The sequence below is a fragment of the Sporosarcina sp. Y838 genome (genome assembly GCF_056786515.1).
Genome location: NZ_JBXCJD010000004.1, coordinates 248036 through 264500, shown reverse-complemented (window position 1 = coordinate 264500; position 16465 = coordinate 248036). Strand labels below are relative to the sequence as shown.

At 41.1% G+C, this 16465-nt stretch carries 13 protein-coding genes; 11 read left to right on the top strand and 2 right to left on the bottom strand.

Annotation, left to right across the window (positions count from 1 at the left end):
- The first annotated feature begins 77 nt into the window (after positions 1–77).
- From dapA to AC1TO4_RS07855, 3 genes are all read left to right on the top strand, one after another.
- Complete coding sequence (dapA, locus tag AC1TO4_RS07865; protein WP_482104854.1) at positions 78–971, top strand: 4-hydroxy-tetrahydrodipicolinate synthase; 894 nt, start codon at positions 78–80, stop codon at positions 969–971.
- Positions 972–991: 20 nt separating this feature from the next.
- A complete protein-coding gene (locus tag AC1TO4_RS07860; protein ID WP_482104853.1) occupies positions 992–2482 on the top strand; it encodes an aldehyde dehydrogenase family protein in 1491 nt (496 codons plus the stop codon).
- A gap of 157 nt (positions 2483–2639) precedes the next feature.
- Positions 2640–2915 (top strand): hypothetical protein, encoded by a 276-nt coding sequence (locus AC1TO4_RS07855; protein ID WP_482104852.1) that lies wholly within the window; start codon positions 2640–2642, stop codon positions 2913–2915.
- A 72-nt stretch (positions 2916–2987) separates the two neighbouring features.
- On the opposite strand, the gene rpoN is transcribed toward AC1TO4_RS07855, so the two are convergent.
- On the bottom strand, positions 2988–4301 hold the full coding sequence (gene rpoN, locus AC1TO4_RS07850; protein ID WP_482104851.1) for an RNA polymerase factor sigma-54: 1314 nt from the start codon (positions 4299–4301) through the stop codon (positions 2988–2990).
- A 469-nt stretch (positions 4302–4770) separates the two neighbouring features.
- On the opposite strand from rpoN, the gene AC1TO4_RS07845 reads away from it, so the two are divergent.
- Entirely contained in the window at positions 4771–6288 is a 1518-nt protein-coding gene (locus tag AC1TO4_RS07845; RefSeq protein ID WP_482101757.1) for an alanine/glycine:cation symporter family protein, read from the top strand.
- A gap of 149 nt (positions 6289–6437) precedes the next feature.
- Here the strand turns inward: AC1TO4_RS07845 and AC1TO4_RS07840 are convergent, their stop codons facing one another.
- Positions 6438–7541 (bottom strand): M24 family metallopeptidase, encoded by a 1104-nt coding sequence (locus AC1TO4_RS07840; protein WP_482104850.1) that lies wholly within the window; start codon positions 7539–7541, stop codon positions 6438–6440.
- A 442-nt stretch (positions 7542–7983) separates the two neighbouring features.
- On the opposite strand from AC1TO4_RS07840, the gene AC1TO4_RS07835 reads away from it, so the two are divergent.
- The 7 genes from AC1TO4_RS07835 (at position 7984) to AC1TO4_RS07805 (ending at position 16326) form a co-directional block, all read left to right on the top strand.
- Positions 7984–9660: a peptide ABC transporter substrate-binding protein gene (locus AC1TO4_RS07835; RefSeq protein WP_482104849.1), complete on the top strand. Its 1677-nt coding sequence runs from the start codon at positions 7984–7986 to the stop codon at positions 9658–9660.
- A gap of 107 nt (positions 9661–9767) precedes the next feature.
- A complete protein-coding gene (gene opp3b, locus AC1TO4_RS07830) occupies positions 9768–10706 on the top strand; it encodes an oligopeptide ABC transporter permease (RefSeq protein WP_482104848.1) in 939 nt (312 codons plus the stop codon).
- Positions 10648–11709 carry an oligopeptide ABC transporter permease gene (gene opp3C / locus AC1TO4_RS07825; protein WP_482101753.1) on the top strand — a complete coding sequence of 354 codons (1062 nt, stop codon included), beginning with the start codon at positions 10648–10650 and terminating at the stop codon, positions 11707–11709. The genes opp3b and opp3C overlap by 59 nt, the downstream gene beginning before the upstream one ends.
- A gap of 11 nt (positions 11710–11720) precedes the next feature.
- Entirely contained in the window at positions 11721–13697 is a 1977-nt protein-coding gene (locus AC1TO4_RS07820; protein WP_482104847.1) for an ABC transporter ATP-binding protein, read from the top strand.
- 26 nt (positions 13698–13723) lie between these two features.
- Entirely contained in the window at positions 13724–14077 is a 354-nt protein-coding gene (locus tag AC1TO4_RS07815; protein WP_482104846.1) for a DUF3899 domain-containing protein, read from the top strand.
- Positions 14078–14124: 47 nt separating this feature from the next.
- Positions 14125–15201, top strand: coding sequence for a M24 family metallopeptidase (locus AC1TO4_RS07810; protein ID WP_482104845.1), 1077 nt, complete (start codon positions 14125–14127; stop codon positions 15199–15201).
- 54 nt (positions 15202–15255) lie between these two features.
- The gene (locus AC1TO4_RS07805; protein WP_482104933.1) at positions 15256–16326 is read left to right on the top strand and encodes a M24 family metallopeptidase; all 1071 of its coding nucleotides are present in this window, start codon (positions 15256–15258) and stop codon (positions 16324–16326) included.
- Positions 16327–16465 lie beyond the last annotated feature (139 nt).

Sequence of the window (16465 nt, the reverse complement as noted above, 5' to 3'; positions counted from 1 at the left end):
TAACTGGCTAAAGATGCATTAGAAAGCTGGAATTAAACAGGTAACTAAAAAAACATAAAACTTAGGAGGAATTTATTATGGTAAAACTTGAAGGGGTATTCCCAGTACTAGTAACACCAATGATCAACGAAAAGGAAATCGATTGGGACGGATTCAGAAACAACATTGAGCATTTCATCAATGCAGGTGTGGCAGGTCTTGCGATAAATGGCAGTACAGGTGAGTTCGTCAGCTTGACAAGGGAAGAGCGCTATAAAGCAGTTGAAGTAGCAGTTGCACAAATCAACAAGCGAATTCCACTAGTAGTAGGGACGGCGGCTGAAACGACGGCAGATGCAATTGAATTTACACAGCAGGCTGAACAGGCTGGGGCGGACGCTTCATTGCTGATCAATTCGTATTATTCACATCCGAAAGAAAACGAAATCTATGAACACTTCAAGGCTGTTGCAGAATCGGTTAAATTCCCGGTGATGATCTACAATAACCCATTCACATCAGGCGTCGACATCAGTACGGAAACGATTCTAAAAGTTGGACGCGACGTTGAAAACATTACACATATTAAAGAATCGAGCGGAGGCATCGGTAAAGCGCGTGATATCGCTCGTCAAGGTGCTGGGTTCATTAAAGTATTCTGCGGTTCTGAGGACCTTGCGATCGAATCATTGCTTGTCGGCGCGACGGGCTGGATTTCCGTCTCTGGGAACATCGCACCGCGTCAGGTAACGGAATTGTACAACCTTGTTCAAAACAATGAAATGGACAAGGCTTGGGCACTTTATGACAGACTTCTACCGCTTTGCGAATTCCTTGAAGGGTCAGGAAAATACGTCCAAATCGTCAAGAGAGCAATGGACCTACAAGGTTTAGCAGGCGGACCATGCCGCAGACCAAGACTTCCGCTTAGTGAAGAGGAAGATGCGAAATTGATTGAACTACTACAAAGCCTGGAAACAGTCACTAACTAAGAAATGGAGGCGAAAAACGAATGAAAGCAACAGACTATAAATTAAAACCAAAAGTGCAGGAATTTTTGCAAGGTGTCAAAGGGCTTTACATTGAAGGGGAGTACGTACCGTCAATTGGTGGGGAAACATTCGATGTTATTAATCCGGCAACTGAAGAAGTGATTGCGCAAGTAAGTGAGGCGCAAGCGGAAGATATCGATGCTGCGGTTGCTGCCGCAAGAAAAGCATTTGATGAAGGCGAATGGACGAAGATGGAGACAGCAGAACGTTCTCATCTCATCTATAAGTTCGCAGATCTATTGGAAGAAAACCGTGAAGAGCTTGCACAACTGGAAGCACTGGATAATGGCAAACCGTATGAAGTTGCATTGGCAGATGATGTGGATGGCACGGTTCAGCATTTCAGATACTACGCGGGCTGGGCAACGAAAATGGTCGGACAAACAATCCCAGTTTCAAAGGATTACTTAAATTACACTGTTCATGAAGCAGTAGGTGTCGTTGGACAAATTATTCCTTGGAACTTCCCGCTTGCGATGGCTGCTTGGAAGCTCGGTTCGGCACTCGCAGTCGGCTGTACGGTTGTCATCAAGCCTGCAAGTGAAACGCCGCTGTCCCTGCTATACGTGGCAAAACTATTCAAAGATGCCGGTTTCCCTGACGGTGTCGTCAATGTTGTGCCTGGCGCCGGTCGAGTTGCTGGAGATGCGATTGTCGGACATAAGGATGTCGATAAAGTTGCATTTACGGGTTCAACGGCTGTCGGAAAAGGCATTATGCGTAAAGCGGCTGATCAGCTCAAAGGCATTACGCTTGAGCTTGGCGGTAAATCACCAAGCATCATCCTGGAAGATGCTAACCTTGAAGAAGCAATTGAAGGGGCATTTAACGGCACGATGTATAACCATGGTCAAAACTGTAGCGCTTGTACGCGCGTATTCGTTCACCGGACGCATTATGACCGCGTCGTGAGTGAGTTAGTCGAGCGTGCAAATGCACTGAAACTCGGACCTGGTATGGATTCGGAAACGGAAATGGGACCACTCGTTTCAGCGAAACAGCAACAAACGGTTCTTGACTATATCGAAAAAGGAAAAGCGGAAGGTGCACGCCTTGTCGCAGGCGGCAGCAAAGCTTTTGATAAAGGGTACTATGTGCAACCGACGATTTTTGCAGATGTAGAAGACGATATGATGATTGCGCGTGAGGAAATCTTTGGGCCAGTCCTATCCATTTTTGTATTTGATACGGTGGAAGAAGTGATCCGCCGTGCAAATGACAGTATCTATGGACTCGCTGCAAGTGTCTGGACAGAAAATATCAAAACGGGACATTACGTTGCGAAGAAGTTACAAGCAGGGACAGTCTGGATCAACGACTTCGGTATCGAAATCGAAACGATGCCGTTCGGTGGCTACAAACAATCCGGTATTGGCCGCGAAATGGGTGGAGAGTATGGCTTGGCGAACTACACCGAAGTGAAAAGTGTATTTGTGAATATTAAACAATAATTGACCTTAGAATCATGGATGAAAAAAAGACCCTGGATTTAACCCAGGGTCTTTTTTGTAACTGATAAATAAACATGATTTTTGAATAGTATGGCAATTGAGTTAGCACTTCGGATACAATAAGAGTATGCAAAACTTTCTGAAAAGGGGCTTAACTATGGGGGTATTTGAATTTATGGCACTGATGGTAAGCGCTATCATACTTACTTTACTATTCATGAAGATTGGTGAGAAAGTGATTTCGATGACTTTCCGGAATAACATAACACCGTTTATCAAAATAGTAGGTTCGCTTGTTTTTGCGCTAATCATTCTTTTATCGTTGATGTACGGTTTGGGGAAAACCACTGGAGTCTACGCATGTTTATTGAGTGGGGCAATTATCCTTTACAATAAATACTGGCTTGGCCACTTTTCAGCAGAAAAAGCATAGCAGTTTGAAATAAGAGGAGGAATGGAGATGATTGAACATCTCCATTCCTCCTCTTATTTGTGTAGGGCGCTTTTATACTTGAATATCCTTGCGTTTACTTGAAGGTGGGATTCGTAATTCTTCCCTGTATTTGCTGATTGTCCGTCTGGATATTGTAATTCCCTGTTCAGTATTGAAGTATTCGGCTATTTTTTGATCGGAATACGGTTTGAACTTGTTTTCTTGTGCAATGAAACTTTCCAGAAGTGTCTTCATCTTCGTTTGGGAAATGGTATTTCCGTCTGCCGTTTCTAGCTTTGAAGTGAATAGCAACCGCAAATCAAATGAACCGAATGGCGTCTGGATCACTTTGTTTGTCGTTGCCCGACTGACAGTCGATTCATGCATTTCAATTTCATCGGCGACCTCTTTGAGGGTGAGAGGTTTCAATGAATGGAACCCTTTTTTGAAAAAATCCTCCTGTCTTTCCAAAAGGACCTGTACAATTTTAATGATTGTATTTCTGCGCTGTTCAATGCTGCTAAGAAGCCATTGATAATTTTTATATTGCGTATTCATATATTTTGATGCGTCATTTTTTACGTTAAGATACTGTGAATAATCTTTATTTATATGAATCGCTGGTAAATACCCATCATTCAAATGAAAAGTGAATTCATCATCCTTCCACTCGACAATGATATCGGGTGTCAAATATTCCGTTGAAGAATCAGAAGTGAAGGAGCAAGGTCTAGGATTGAGTGTTTGTATAAAATCGAAAAGATCTTTCACTTCGTGCATTTCGATTTTCATTTTTGAAGCAATTTCGTTCCATTTACGGTCAGCAATCAGGTTCAAATGGTGCTCCACTAAACAAGCAGCTAAATTGTTTTCAGGGTAGCTATACGTGATTTGTAGTAGCAGACATTCTTTTAAATCCCTGGCACCTATCCCAATTGGACCAAGTTGTTGAAGGAGGTGGATTCCTTTTTCGATATCATCTTCTCCAAATGCCAAATAGTCATTCGAATGGGTATCGGTGATTTGTAAGTAGCCATTGTCATCAATATTGTAAAGGAGATACTTTATCAGTTTTTGCGTATGGATATCCGGATACATGAACTTTGCCTGTTCCAGTAATTCATCCCGCATATTTTTATCATTGCTTCGCACCGCATCCATGGGCATCTCGGAACTACCGAAGGAGGAGGATTGTCGATGCAAACGTTCTTCATGGACTGGCTTCTCTTCCTTTTCTTTAAGTTTGATAAGTGGATTTTCAAGCTCTTGCTCCCTAATATATTGTTCGAGTTCATAAGTGGAGTATTGTAATAGTTCAATAGCTTGCCTTAATTCAAAAGTCATTAATAGATTCAGTTCCTGCCGTTGCTGGAGCCCAAGTTCCATGACGATTCCTCCTTTTGTAGCTGATAAAGAATGAATACGCTTACATGATTGTAGTCTTAATTATAGCATAGGCAATTATAAAATTCGACATGAAATATGAATCTTCAGATTAGATAAAAATATTGTGGAGGTTGATTCAACAAAAGTAGTAAAAATATATTGACAGTCATTTGAAGAAGTTTTACACATTTGAATTAGTAGTTTAATTTTAGAGTTTTATTGCTTAATTAGGGATGTGACTTCGTCGCATCCCTAATTTTTTCAGTAATCATATGGTGTTAGTTCATCCGTCGCTCCCCAAAGACACTAGTACAAGAAGTGCAGAAGCTTTTGGCATGGAAATTGCAATAGAACTATGTATATAGGAGAGGTGTTGAGATATAAAGGTGCATTGGGTAATGGTAGTGCTCATTTTATAAATGAGAGCAATGCAAAAAAAAAATGAAAGCGATTTCGAAAGGGGACCTATATGGAGAATCTAGTGAATTGGTTAGTCGATCAGGTATGGAGTCTAGGATTGGTCATCTTTGTCCTGGGGGCAGGATTATTCTTTACAATTGTTACGCGTTTTGTTCAATTGAGATACTTTAAACAAATGATCAAATTAATATTTGAGGGTAAAAGTTCAGAGTCAGGAATATCTTCTTTTCAGGCTTTTTGTTTAGCTTTGGCAGGCCGTGTAGGGATCGGTAATATTGCTGGGGTGGCTACGGCTATAGCCTTCGGAGGTCCAGGAGCAATTTTCTGGATGTGGGTAATGGCAATATTAGGTGGAGCCAGTGCATTTATTGAATCGACACTTTCCCAAGTATACAAGAGTAAAATAGGAAATGAATATCGAGGAGGTACACCCTTCTTCATCGAAAAAGGGTTGAACATGAGGTGGTTTGCAGTAGTGATGGCTGTTGTTGTTACGCTATCCTACGGCATTTTAGTACCTGGAATACAAGCGAATAGTATTGCGATTGGATTTGAAAATGTACTTGGTTTGAATAAGAGTATTACTGGAATTCTAATGGTTGTATTGCTTGGGGTAATTATTTTTGGCGGCGTGAAGCGAATTGCCAGTGTCGCAGACAAAGTTGTTCCAATTATGGCAGTAGGTTATGTAATTGTTACGTTCATCGTGTTATTTGCAAATATGTCAGAAGTGCCTAAAATGTTCTCTCTGATTCTTTCAAGCGCATTTGGCATGAATGAGGCGTTCGGAGGAATTCTCGGCTCAGCAATTGCCTGGGGAGTCAGAAGAGCCATTTTCTCTAGTGTTGCGGGTGTTGGTGAAGCAACATACAGTTCAGCAGCGGCTGAAGTTACCCACCCTGCTAAGCAAGGCTTAGTACAAGCGTTTTCGATTTACATCGATACAATTGTGGTCTGTACGGCAACAGCTTTCATGATTCTCGTGACTGGCATGTACAGCGTTACACCAGAGGGCAAAGACCCAATTGTCGATACGATGAGGGGTGTTGAGGCCGGTCCTATCTACACGCAGGAAGCGGTAGAAACCGTTTTCCCGGGTTATGGTGCATTGTTTGTTGCCATCGCCATCTTCTTCTTCGCGTTTACTACTCTGATGGCCTATTACTATATCGCTGAAACAACAATTGTGTATCTTGACCGAAAACTAAAGGCGCAGTGGTTGAAAACGGTTTTGAAACTTGTTTTTCTAGCGATGGTATATGTCGGCAGCGTCAAATCCGCGTCATTTATGTGGGCTCTCGGAGATTTAGGGTTTGGAAGTATGGCTTGGCTAAATCTTATCGCGATATTACTTTTGACAAAGCCGACGCTAAAAGTTTTGAAGGATTTTGATGTTCAGATGAAGGCCGGAAAAGACCCTGTGTTTGATCCGATTAAAGTAGGAATCAAGGGTGCGGATTTCTGGGAAGACAGATGCAAAGAGATGGAATTAGATTCATCTATTGAATTGAGAGACAAAAAAGTACGAGTAGGGAAAGATGGACTTCGAGACGTACTTGAGCCGTGAATGAAGTAATAAAACAATTGTTTATAGGTACCCCTGCAGAGAATAGTTTTATTCAGACATGCTAGAAGTAAAAAAACCTTGCAAGTGAAGAGTGGCAACAATAGATTTGTTGCTGCTCTACATGCAAGGAAATTATGAACATGATCAAATTATAGAATTTGCAGTTGTTTCGGGAACGAAGACAATACTTCCGCTTTCCCGTCTTCATTGATATAGACAATGTCTTCGATACGAACACCGCCGACATTCGGAATATAAATACCGGGTTCAATTGTAAAGACAAGCCCCGCTTCCGCAATCTGCTCATTGTTTTCATGAATGGAAGGCTCTTCGTGCACTTCAATCCCCAATCCGTGCCCGACACGGTTATTGAAATACTCCCCGTAGCCACTAGTGGTGATGACATTTCTCGCTGCGATATCGAATGTTTTTACTGGTACCCCTGCTTTGACGGCATTGATGCCAGCTTCATTGGACCGCAGAACGATGTCGTAAATTTCTCTTTGTTTGTCTGAAGCTCCTCCAATAATGAAAGTCCTCGTAATATCAGAACAATACCCATCTTTGATGACGCCGAAATCAATCAGCAAATAGTCACCTTGTTGAATTTTACGTTCACCAGGAGAACCATGCGGCAATGCTGCTTTTTCACCGGTAAGCACGATAGTCGAGAAAGAAGGACCATCTGCACCGAATTTCCTCATCAAAAACTCTAATTCTGCCGTAAACTCGGATTCGGACATTCCGATTTCCACTTTCTTAATGCCTTCTTCCAAAACCTTTTCAATGATTTCAATAGCCGTCCGTAATTTTGCGATTTCTTCTTTAGATTTCTTCATTCTTTGTTTGTTAATGAAAGGCTGTACATCGACTACTTGCACACCCGGGAAAAACGACAGCAAACTAGTGTACCGATCATAACTCAGCGCTTTGGCTTCAATTCCAACTGTTTCCGAAAGCGTTCCAACCGATTCACGAACAACCTCGAAAGGGACTTGCTCGTCTGAAATCGCGATGATTGTCGTAACATCGGAGTCTAGCATAGCGGCATCCTTGTCCAAAGCCGGTACGAACAAATAGGTTTTATCAGCTTGCGTGTCAATAAACATAGACATGAATCTTTCATGGGGATCTGAGTTGAACCCGGTATAATAATAAACATTTGCAGGTGCAGTAATCATAATTGCACCGATATTGTTCTCAATGAGATGCGCTGTCAAAAGCGATCGTCTTTCTTCATATATAGTAGCCAATATGGAACCCTCCTAAAATTGTGTTATCTACTAATCATGCAAGAATGATGCCGTATTAGCAAATAGAGCGTAAAGGTTTTTTTATACCAACGAATAGGTAAACAACAAATTCAAAAGCATTGGCATGAGAATTGCATTAATAATTACTATTAGACAAAGAAAGGAGAGGGGTTAGACTGTACGTCTACATTGTATAATCGCATCCATGTTATAGGCGTACTATACTGTGGTGATTTGACGGAACAATTGATTAATTTCAATTCTGTAAGAGTATTTTTGGGGGGAGTGTAAATAGTATTTTACACTAATTGTGTTTTAGGTAGTCAATTCAAGAGAATTAGACAGTAGTTCCATGAAACGATGACTAGCTGTGGAAAAATGAACACATGCAAAATTGTCTACTATTGAATTCGCGATGATATTAACGAGGAGGCGACAACTTATGGTAAAGAAAACCACGTGGTTACTTACATTGATTTTTGCAAGTCTAGTTTTACTAGCTGGATGTTATGGCGGAGAGAAAGTTGAAGAAACCGATAAAAAGGACGATCCACAAGGTGAAACCAAGGAAGAAGAGAACGTTGAAAAGAGTGTTCTCCATTTGGCGGTAGCGGGAGAAATTCCGACACTTAAATCAAATGGCGCATTGGATGGATTATCGCAAACTATAATGCAGAACATTTTTGAGGGTCTTTTCAGAGTAGATGAAAATGACAATATTATTGAAGGAATCGTCGATACGTATGACGTAAGTGAGGATGGCAAACTATATACGTTCCACTTAAGGGAAGATGCTGTTTGGAGTAACGGTGATCCAACTACGGCACAAGACTTTATTTATGCTTGGAAAAAAGCATTACATCCGGAGTCTATCTCTCCACATGCTTATTTGATGGGCGCGGTGAAAGGTGCTGCAAATATCCAAAATCCTGATCATGAAATGTATGGAAAAGTGGATGAACTTGGCGTTACGGCACAGGATGAATTTACATTAGTAGTGGAAATGGAGAACACAGTGCCTTACTTTACAGAACTTTTGGCAAATCCTGTTTTTTATCCGCAAAACGAAAAGTTTTCGGAAGAACAAAAAGACCAATACGCACTTGAACCCGAAAATCTAGTTTTCAATGGTCCATTTACATTGGATTCATGGGAACATGACCAAAAATGGACGTTGAAAAAGAATCCGGAATACTGGAATGCAGACAATGTAAATGTGGATGAAATCAATTTCAAAGTCGCAAAAGACACTTCTACTGAAGTGAACCTTTATGAAACGGATACAATTGACGTCGCCAATTTGTCATCGGAATTTGTTGATGTTTACAAAGACCATGAAGAGTATACGACTTCATTGAAGTCTGAAATTTACTTTTTACGTATGAATCAGACTAACAAATACTTGAGCAATCCGAATATCCGCAAAGCGATTGACATGGGGTGGGATAAAGAGCAGGCGGCAGATGCCATCCTGAAAAATGGCTCAAAAGCTGCTTACTGGTTAGTTTTCCCTGATTTTGTACAGTCACCGGATGGAGAAGAGTTCAGGGAGCGTTTTGGCGATTTGAACAAGGGGACACCTGAAGAAGCGAAAGAGTTTTGGAATAAAGGTATTGCAGAACTTGGTGTAACAGAAATTAAACTAGATTTACTAAGCTATGACGACGGGCAAAGGAAGTCTGTAGCTGAGTATATGAAAAATCAATTGGAAAAAAATCTCCCGGGCTTACAAATTACGATAAATCAACAACCGAACAAACAAAAATTGGCATTGGAAGACGCATTGGATTATGACTTGTCACATTCAGGCTGGCGAAATGATGTGGCGGATCCGGTTGAGTTTCTATCCGTGTTCCTATCAGATGGCGCATATAACTGGCAAGCCTTTAAAAATGAACAATTTGACAAAAACGTGAAGAAGGCAATGGTTGATTTCTCTGACATTGACAAACGATTTGCCGAGTTGCAGGAAGCTGAAGAGATTCTGATCGGGCAGGAGGCTGCAATTTCACCAATGTATCAAGCGGGATCTGCGCGTCTAATCAAACCTAAAGTCAAAGGATTTACTGCACACGCAAACTCTACTTATTCTTATCAATGGGTAACTATCGATAACTGATTAACCATATAAAATCTGCAAATCATACCTCTCAAAGGAATGAAGTTCTCTTTTTAGAGGTATGGAAGATTTTTGTTCAATACATCACGATATAGGCGGTGGCTTGCGTGAGAAAGTATATTGCTAGCAGAATAGGATATATGTTATTTACCTTCTTTATAATCGTAACGTTCACATTTTTTCTAATGCAAACGCTACCAGGTTCGCCGTTTAATGATGAACGGTTATCATCGGCTCAAAAAGAAGTTTTAAACGAAAGATACGGCTTGAATGAACCATTATCCGTCCAGTATTTTAAATATTTGGTCAATACTACAAAAGGTGATTTTGGCGTATCCTTTCAATTTGATGGTAGATCCGTCACTAGTATTATAGGGGAAAGAATAGGTGTCTCGGCGATATTAGGAGCGCAGTCTTTAATTGTGGGGACGATAGTCGGGCTCTTTTTGGGAATTATTGCTGCATTGAGGCACAATACATTCATTGACTATGGGGCCATGGTTGTAGCGGTTCTGGGGCTATCGATACCAAACTTTGTATTGGCAGGACTTCTCCAGTACTGGGTAGGTGTACGTCTGCAATGGTTGCCCGTTGCGTTTTGGGAAGGGTTTGAGTATTCCATCCTTCCAACAATTGCACTTGCTGCTTTTGTAGTTGCTACTATGGCCCGCTTTATGCGAACTGAAATGCTTGATGTCCTGGGGAATGAATACATTACGACCGCTAGAGCGAAGGGAATCAGTGAATTAGCTGTGGTTATGAAACATGGTTTACGTAATGCCATGATACCTATTATAACGATTTTAGGTCCATTAACTGTCGCGTTAATGACTGGAACGTTGGTTGTTGAGAAAATATTTAGCGTACCCGGCTTAGGAGAGCAATTCGTCAAGTCTATATTGACCAATGATTATCCTGTCATCATGGGTGTGACATTATTTTATAGCTTGTTGTTCATTATCGTAATCCTCATTGTAGATCTGTTGTATGGCATCATTGATCCGAGAATCCGACTTTCAGGAGGTGGGCATCGTGAAGGTAAATGAAATTGAATTAGCCGATGACCTATTTGAAGAGGCGGGGCAAGGGTTCATAGAGAACAAAAGCGTAAATCGTCCGTCATCGACTTTTTGGAGGGATTCATGGCTACGGTTGCGAAAGAATAAAGGTGCGTTTACAGGGTTAATCCTCATCGTACTAATCATCTTTCTAGCTGCTTTTGGACCTTTTATGAATTCGCATGGATTTGATGAACAAGACTTAACGAGAACAAATATGCCGCCCAAAGTACCGGTATTGGAAAATATACCATTTTTAGGTTTAAGTGGAGTGGATATCCGAGGAACGGATCAATACACAGCAAAAGGTGTATCTGAGTACTACTGGTTCGGAACAGATGATTTGGGCCGGGATTTATGGACGCGTATCTGGGAAGGAACAAGAATCTCATTATTTATTGCTTTCTTGGCAGCGACATTGGATTTGGTGATTGGTGTAGCTTACGGCAGTATTTCCGCCTATTACGGTGGCCGAATCGACAACGTGATGCAACGTATCATTGAAGTTCTGATGGGTATTCCAAATCTGATTGTAGTCATTCTTCTAATCTTAGTTTTAAAGCCTGGAATTGTCTCGATAACCTTGGCTATGGTTATTACGGGATGGGTAAGTATGGCGAGGATTGTACGGGGGCAAGTTTTGAAATTGAAGGGACAGGAATTCGTTCTTGCTTCTAGAACGTTGGGAGCAAACGATAAGAGGCTCATCTGGGGACATCTGATTCCCAATTCATTGGGACCGATCATTATTACAACAATGTTTACGATTCCAACTGCGATATTTACCGAAGCTTTTCTTAGTTTTATCGGTTTAGGACTTCAACCGCCGATTGCTTCACTTGGGATGATTGTAAATGATGGTTTTAAGATGCTGAAAATATATCCACATATGCTCATGTTCTCTTCTATCATTATCAGTTTAATAATGATCAGTTTTAACTTGCTTGGTGATGGTCTTCGGGATTCATTTGATCCGAAAATGAAGAAATAGAGGTGAATAAAATGGGGAAGATCTTATCAGTAGATGATTTACATATCTCTTTTGACACATACGACGGAGAAGTACAAGCTGTTCGGGGCGTTACATTTGAATTATATAAAGGTGAAACGTTGGCCATCGTTGGTGAATCGGGATCGGGAAAGTCCGTTATGTCGAAAAGTATCATGGGATTGATACCCAAACCGGCAGGGCGAATTGTGAAAGGGCATATCTGGTACCAAGATCGGGACATTACGACCTTCACAAATAAGGAATTGATGGGCATCCGGGGATCTGATATATCCATTATATTTCAAGATCCGATGACGTCCCTGAATCCGACAATGACTGTCAGTAATCAAATTATTGAAGGGATTATGGCCCATCAAAAACTTTCGAAGAAAGAAGCTGAGAAAAAAGCAATTGATTTATTGGGTCTAGTTGGAATTACAAAAGCTGAAGAGCGAGTAACGCAATATCCACACCAATTTTCCGGTGGAATGCAGCAGCGTGTCGTCATCGCCATGGCGCTTGCCTGCAACCCGGGGATATTAATAGCGGATGAACCGACGACTGCACTAGACGTTACTGTCCAAGCTCAAGTACTCGAGTTGCTGAAAGATATTCAAAAGAAAATGGGGACATCCATTATTTTCATCACGCATGATTTAGGTGTTGTTGCAAATATTGCTGATCGAGTTGCTGTCATGTACGCAGGAAAAGTAGTCGAAATCGGGAAAACCGAAGAAGTTTTTTATAATCCACAACATCCTTATACTAAAGGGTTATTGGCTGCGATGCCAGATTTGACAATTGATCAAGAAGAATTGCAAACCATCCCAGGCTCACCACCTAATCTACTATATCCTCCAACTGGAGATGCATTTGCATTACGAAATGAATACGCATTAAAAGTAGATTTTCTGCATGATCCACCGATGTTCAAGGTATCTGAAACACATTCTGCAGCAACATGGTTATTGCATGAAAAGGCCTCAAAAGTAGCGAAGAAAGTGGAGACAAAGCAGCAAACAAAAATAATTAGTGAAATAGTGCCGGCCAGAGAAATTGGTCAGGAGAAGTTACTCGAAGTGAAAGGCTTGAAACAGCACTTTAAAGGCAGTAAAAACTCAGTCATTAAAGCTGTCGATGGAATTTCTTTTGATATTTATAAAGGCGAAACATTTGGCTTGGTTGGAGAATCAGGATGCGGGAAGTCAACAACAGGGAGGACACTGATTCGTTTGTACACCGCTACAGAAGGTGAAGTTCACTTTAAAGGTGTCGACATTCATAAGAAAAACAAATTGAACTTGAACAAAGACATTCAAATGATTTTTCAGGACCCGTATTCGTCACTAAATCCGAGGTGGACTGTGGCAGATATTATAGCCGAGGGAATGGATATTCATGGGCTGTATACCTCGAAAGCTGAGCGAATGGAAAAGGTTTATGAGTTATTGAAAACGGTCGGCCTGTCAGAAGAGCATGCCAATCGATACCCACATGAGTTCAGTGGAGGACAAAGACAGCGTATAGGTATTGCACGAGCTCTTGCTGTAGAACCGGAATTTATCATTGCGGATGAGCCAATCTCCGCATTGGACGTCTCCATTCAAGCACAAATTACAAATTTGCTGAAGAAACTTCAAAAAGAGAAGAACCTAACGTATTTGTTTATCGCTCATGATCTGTCGATGGTGAAGTATATTAGCGATCGGGTTGGTGTCATGTACCAAGGGAAGTTGGTTGAAGTGGCTGAGAGTAATGAACTGTATGACAATCCCTTACATCCTTACACCAAGTCATTATTATCTGCCATTCCTGTTCCGGACCCTGAAGTTGAGAAGAGAAGAAAAAGGGTGCATAAGGATGAATGGGCTATAAACGTTGAAGATTGCATACTGAGGGAGATTACAGAAGGACACTGGGTCGCGTGTACGGAGGACGAAGTTGAATCATATAAAAGGAAATCAGAAGCTACTGCTCTTTTAGTTTAATACATTTCCATAAAGGACTGTTTAAGATGAAAAAGAAATTAGTCATCACCTTTAGTGGTATTGGTTTGCTGGCGATGGCCTTTCTCATGCTGAATGTAAGTGTTGTTTTTTGGGATATTTTCTTTCTAATTGGCTTAGTGATCTTTATGCTGGGGGGCGTATTTTTATTGCTAGAAAAAGGGGTGTTTGACTTCTTCTTTTACAGTTTTAAAAAGTTTTTAAAAACCTCTTCGAAAGTGGAAGGATACGTAGCGGAAGTGAATGGTCAAGGTGAGTTTGCACTGTCAGTTGCTAAGACTGCAACGTTTTCAAGCTACTTTCTGCTCATTGGAATAACAATCATAGTTGTTACAACAATATTTTCTGTATATCTCTTTTAATAATACGAATCAGTTTCAACAATAATAATTTACATTGGGGGAGAAAAATGAATAGAATAGCGAAGCTTCAAGATCAGTTAAATGAATTAAATATTGAAGGATTGCTGATTAATGGGGATTGGAACCGACGCTACGTAACCGGATTTACAGGTAGTAATGGCATTGTACTCATCACAAAAAACGACGTTATCTTCATAACAGATTACCGCTATTTTGAACAAGCTAAAAGTCAGACAGGCTTAAACGTTGTGTTACATGCAGAGCATACGGGCCATAAACATAAGATTTATGATGAAGTAGCGAAGCAAATCAATAAGATGGGCATAAAACGAATTGGATTCGAACAACAGCACTTAAGTTTCGGGAACTATGCAAAACTGGATGCGCTCATCGATTGTGAAATGATCCCTACTTATGATGTCGTTGAAAATTTGCGTATGGTTAAGTCGCTCGAAGAAATCGAAAACATCCGCATATCTTCAAAAATTACGGATGATGCGTTTGTACATGTCTTAGACTTCATTCGTCCGGGATTGACGGAATTGGAAGTTGCCGGCGAATTAGAAAACTTCATCAAAAAGAACGGCGGAATCACCTCGACGTTCAGCCCGATTGTGGCATCGGGGAAACGGGCATCGCTTCCGCACGGCCGAGCAAGCGACAAGGTTATTGAACAAGGTGACATGATCACGATTGACTTTGGGACAAACTACAATGGCTATTGGTCCGATATTTCCCGTGTCGTGGCAATGGGTGAGCCAAATGAGAAGATGAAAGAAGTTCAGCAAGTAGTTCTCCGGGCATTCACCAACTGTGCTACTCATTTAAGACCGGGGTTGACGGATCGTGAAGTGGACGAGTACATGAGAGAGGTTCTAATCGAAACAGGCTACAATGAATTTTCTGGAACAGGAACGGGTCATGGAATCGGTCTAGAAGTACACGAGAAGCCGCTATTCTCCGTAGACTCGGAAAAGCTTTTATTGCCAAACATGGTCATTACAATTGAGCCGGGCATCTATTTACCGGAAATCGGCGGGGCGCGCATTGAAGACATGCTCCTCATTACAGAAGAGGGCTGCGAGGTATTGTCGCCGTCTACAAAGGAATTAATTATTCTATAACAGTAAAACGACTAGCTAGGGACTACCAAACAATCAAGAGGAGGATTGATATTGTTGGATAAATTGAATCAAGTTAGAAGATTATTTGAAGAGTTTGGCGTTGATGGACTACTTGTCACTAATGAATTGAATCGTCGCTATTTAACAGAATTCACGGGAAGTGCCGGCGTTGTTTTAATCACCCAAACTGAAGCTTTGTTCTTAACGGACTTCCGCTATGACAAGCAGGCAAAGGAACAAATTAAAGGCTATGGAATAAACATTCACCAATCATCCCGATTCCTGATGGACAACATTATTCAAAACGTAAACAAGTTGGGTATTAAAAACCTGGGGTTTGAAGCTGGAGATATGAATTTTAATTTCTATTCAGAATTAAAGAATGGAATCGATGTAAATCTTGTCCCCACAACAAAAGTTGTTGAAAAGCTTCGCTTAGTGAAAACTGAATCAGAAATTGAAAAGGTCAGGAAAGCTGCCAAGATTGGAGATGCCGCCTTTAATCATATTCAAAGCATTATTCGGCCTGGCGTAACGGAGTTGGATGTTGCCATTGAGTTGGAACACTTCATGAAAAAGCAGGGAGCAAGCGGAAATTCATCGCATTCTCTAATTGTCGCTTCCGGACATCGTGGTGCGCTCCCGCATGGTGTGGCGAGTGACAAAGTGATTGAATCAGGGGATATGGTGACACTTGATTATGGGGCATTGTACGAAGGTTACAGATCAGACATGACTAGAACGCTTGCTGTCGGAACGCCTGATACAAAACTGGTTGAAATATATACGATTGTTTATGATGCACTACAACTTACACTAGAGACAATCAAAGCAGGAATGACAGCAAATGAAATAGACGCTATCGCAAGGGAATATATAGATGGAAATGGCTATGGTCAATACTTTGGACACGGTCTTGGACATGGAATCGGACTCGATATTCATGAGGACCCTTTCTTCTCAAGTAATTCAACGGAAGAATTGCTGCCCGGTATGATTGTCACGATTGAACCAGGCATCTATATACCTGACCTTGGTGGTGTTCGAATCGAAGATGACATCTTGGTTAAAGAAAATAGTATTGAGATTTTGACACTGTCTCCTAAAGAATTGATTAGGTTGTGAATAGAGTATAAGTTACTATACACTTGAATTACATTATTCTAACTATTTAGACACCTATCTGATGAATAAAAGTTTGAGAGAAAGAATAACCTGAATATTTGTTTACACCCAAATCCTCACTGACATTAAGTCGCAGTGG

Excerpts from the sequence above, each read along its gene's own strand:
- dapA (WP_482104854.1), top strand. The coding sequence starts at position 78 with ATGGTAAAACTTGAAGGGGTATTCCCAGTACTAGTAACACCAATGATC.
- AC1TO4_RS07860 (WP_482104853.1), top strand. The coding sequence starts at position 992 with ATGAAAGCAACAGACTATAAATTAAAACCAAAAGTGCAGGAATTTTTG.
- AC1TO4_RS07855 (WP_482104852.1), top strand. The coding sequence starts at position 2,640 with ATGGGGGTATTTGAATTTATGGCACTGATGGTAAGCGCTATCATACTT.
- rpoN (WP_482104851.1), bottom strand. The coding sequence starts at position 4,301 with ATGGAACTTGGGCTCCAGCAACGGCAGGAACTGAATCTATTAATGACT.
- AC1TO4_RS07845 (WP_482101757.1), top strand. The coding sequence starts at position 4,771 with ATGGAGAATCTAGTGAATTGGTTAGTCGATCAGGTATGGAGTCTAGGA.
- AC1TO4_RS07835 (WP_482104849.1), top strand. The coding sequence starts at position 7,984 with ATGGTAAAGAAAACCACGTGGTTACTTACATTGATTTTTGCAAGTCTA.
- opp3C (WP_482101753.1), top strand. The coding sequence starts at position 10,648 with ATGGCATCATTGATCCGAGAATCCGACTTTCAGGAGGTGGGCATCGTG.
- AC1TO4_RS07820 (WP_482104847.1), top strand. The coding sequence starts at position 11,721 with ATGGGGAAGATCTTATCAGTAGATGATTTACATATCTCTTTTGACACA.
- AC1TO4_RS07815 (WP_482104846.1), top strand. The coding sequence starts at position 13,724 with ATGAAAAAGAAATTAGTCATCACCTTTAGTGGTATTGGTTTGCTGGCG.
- AC1TO4_RS07810 (WP_482104845.1), top strand. The coding sequence starts at position 14,125 with ATGAATAGAATAGCGAAGCTTCAAGATCAGTTAAATGAATTAAATATT.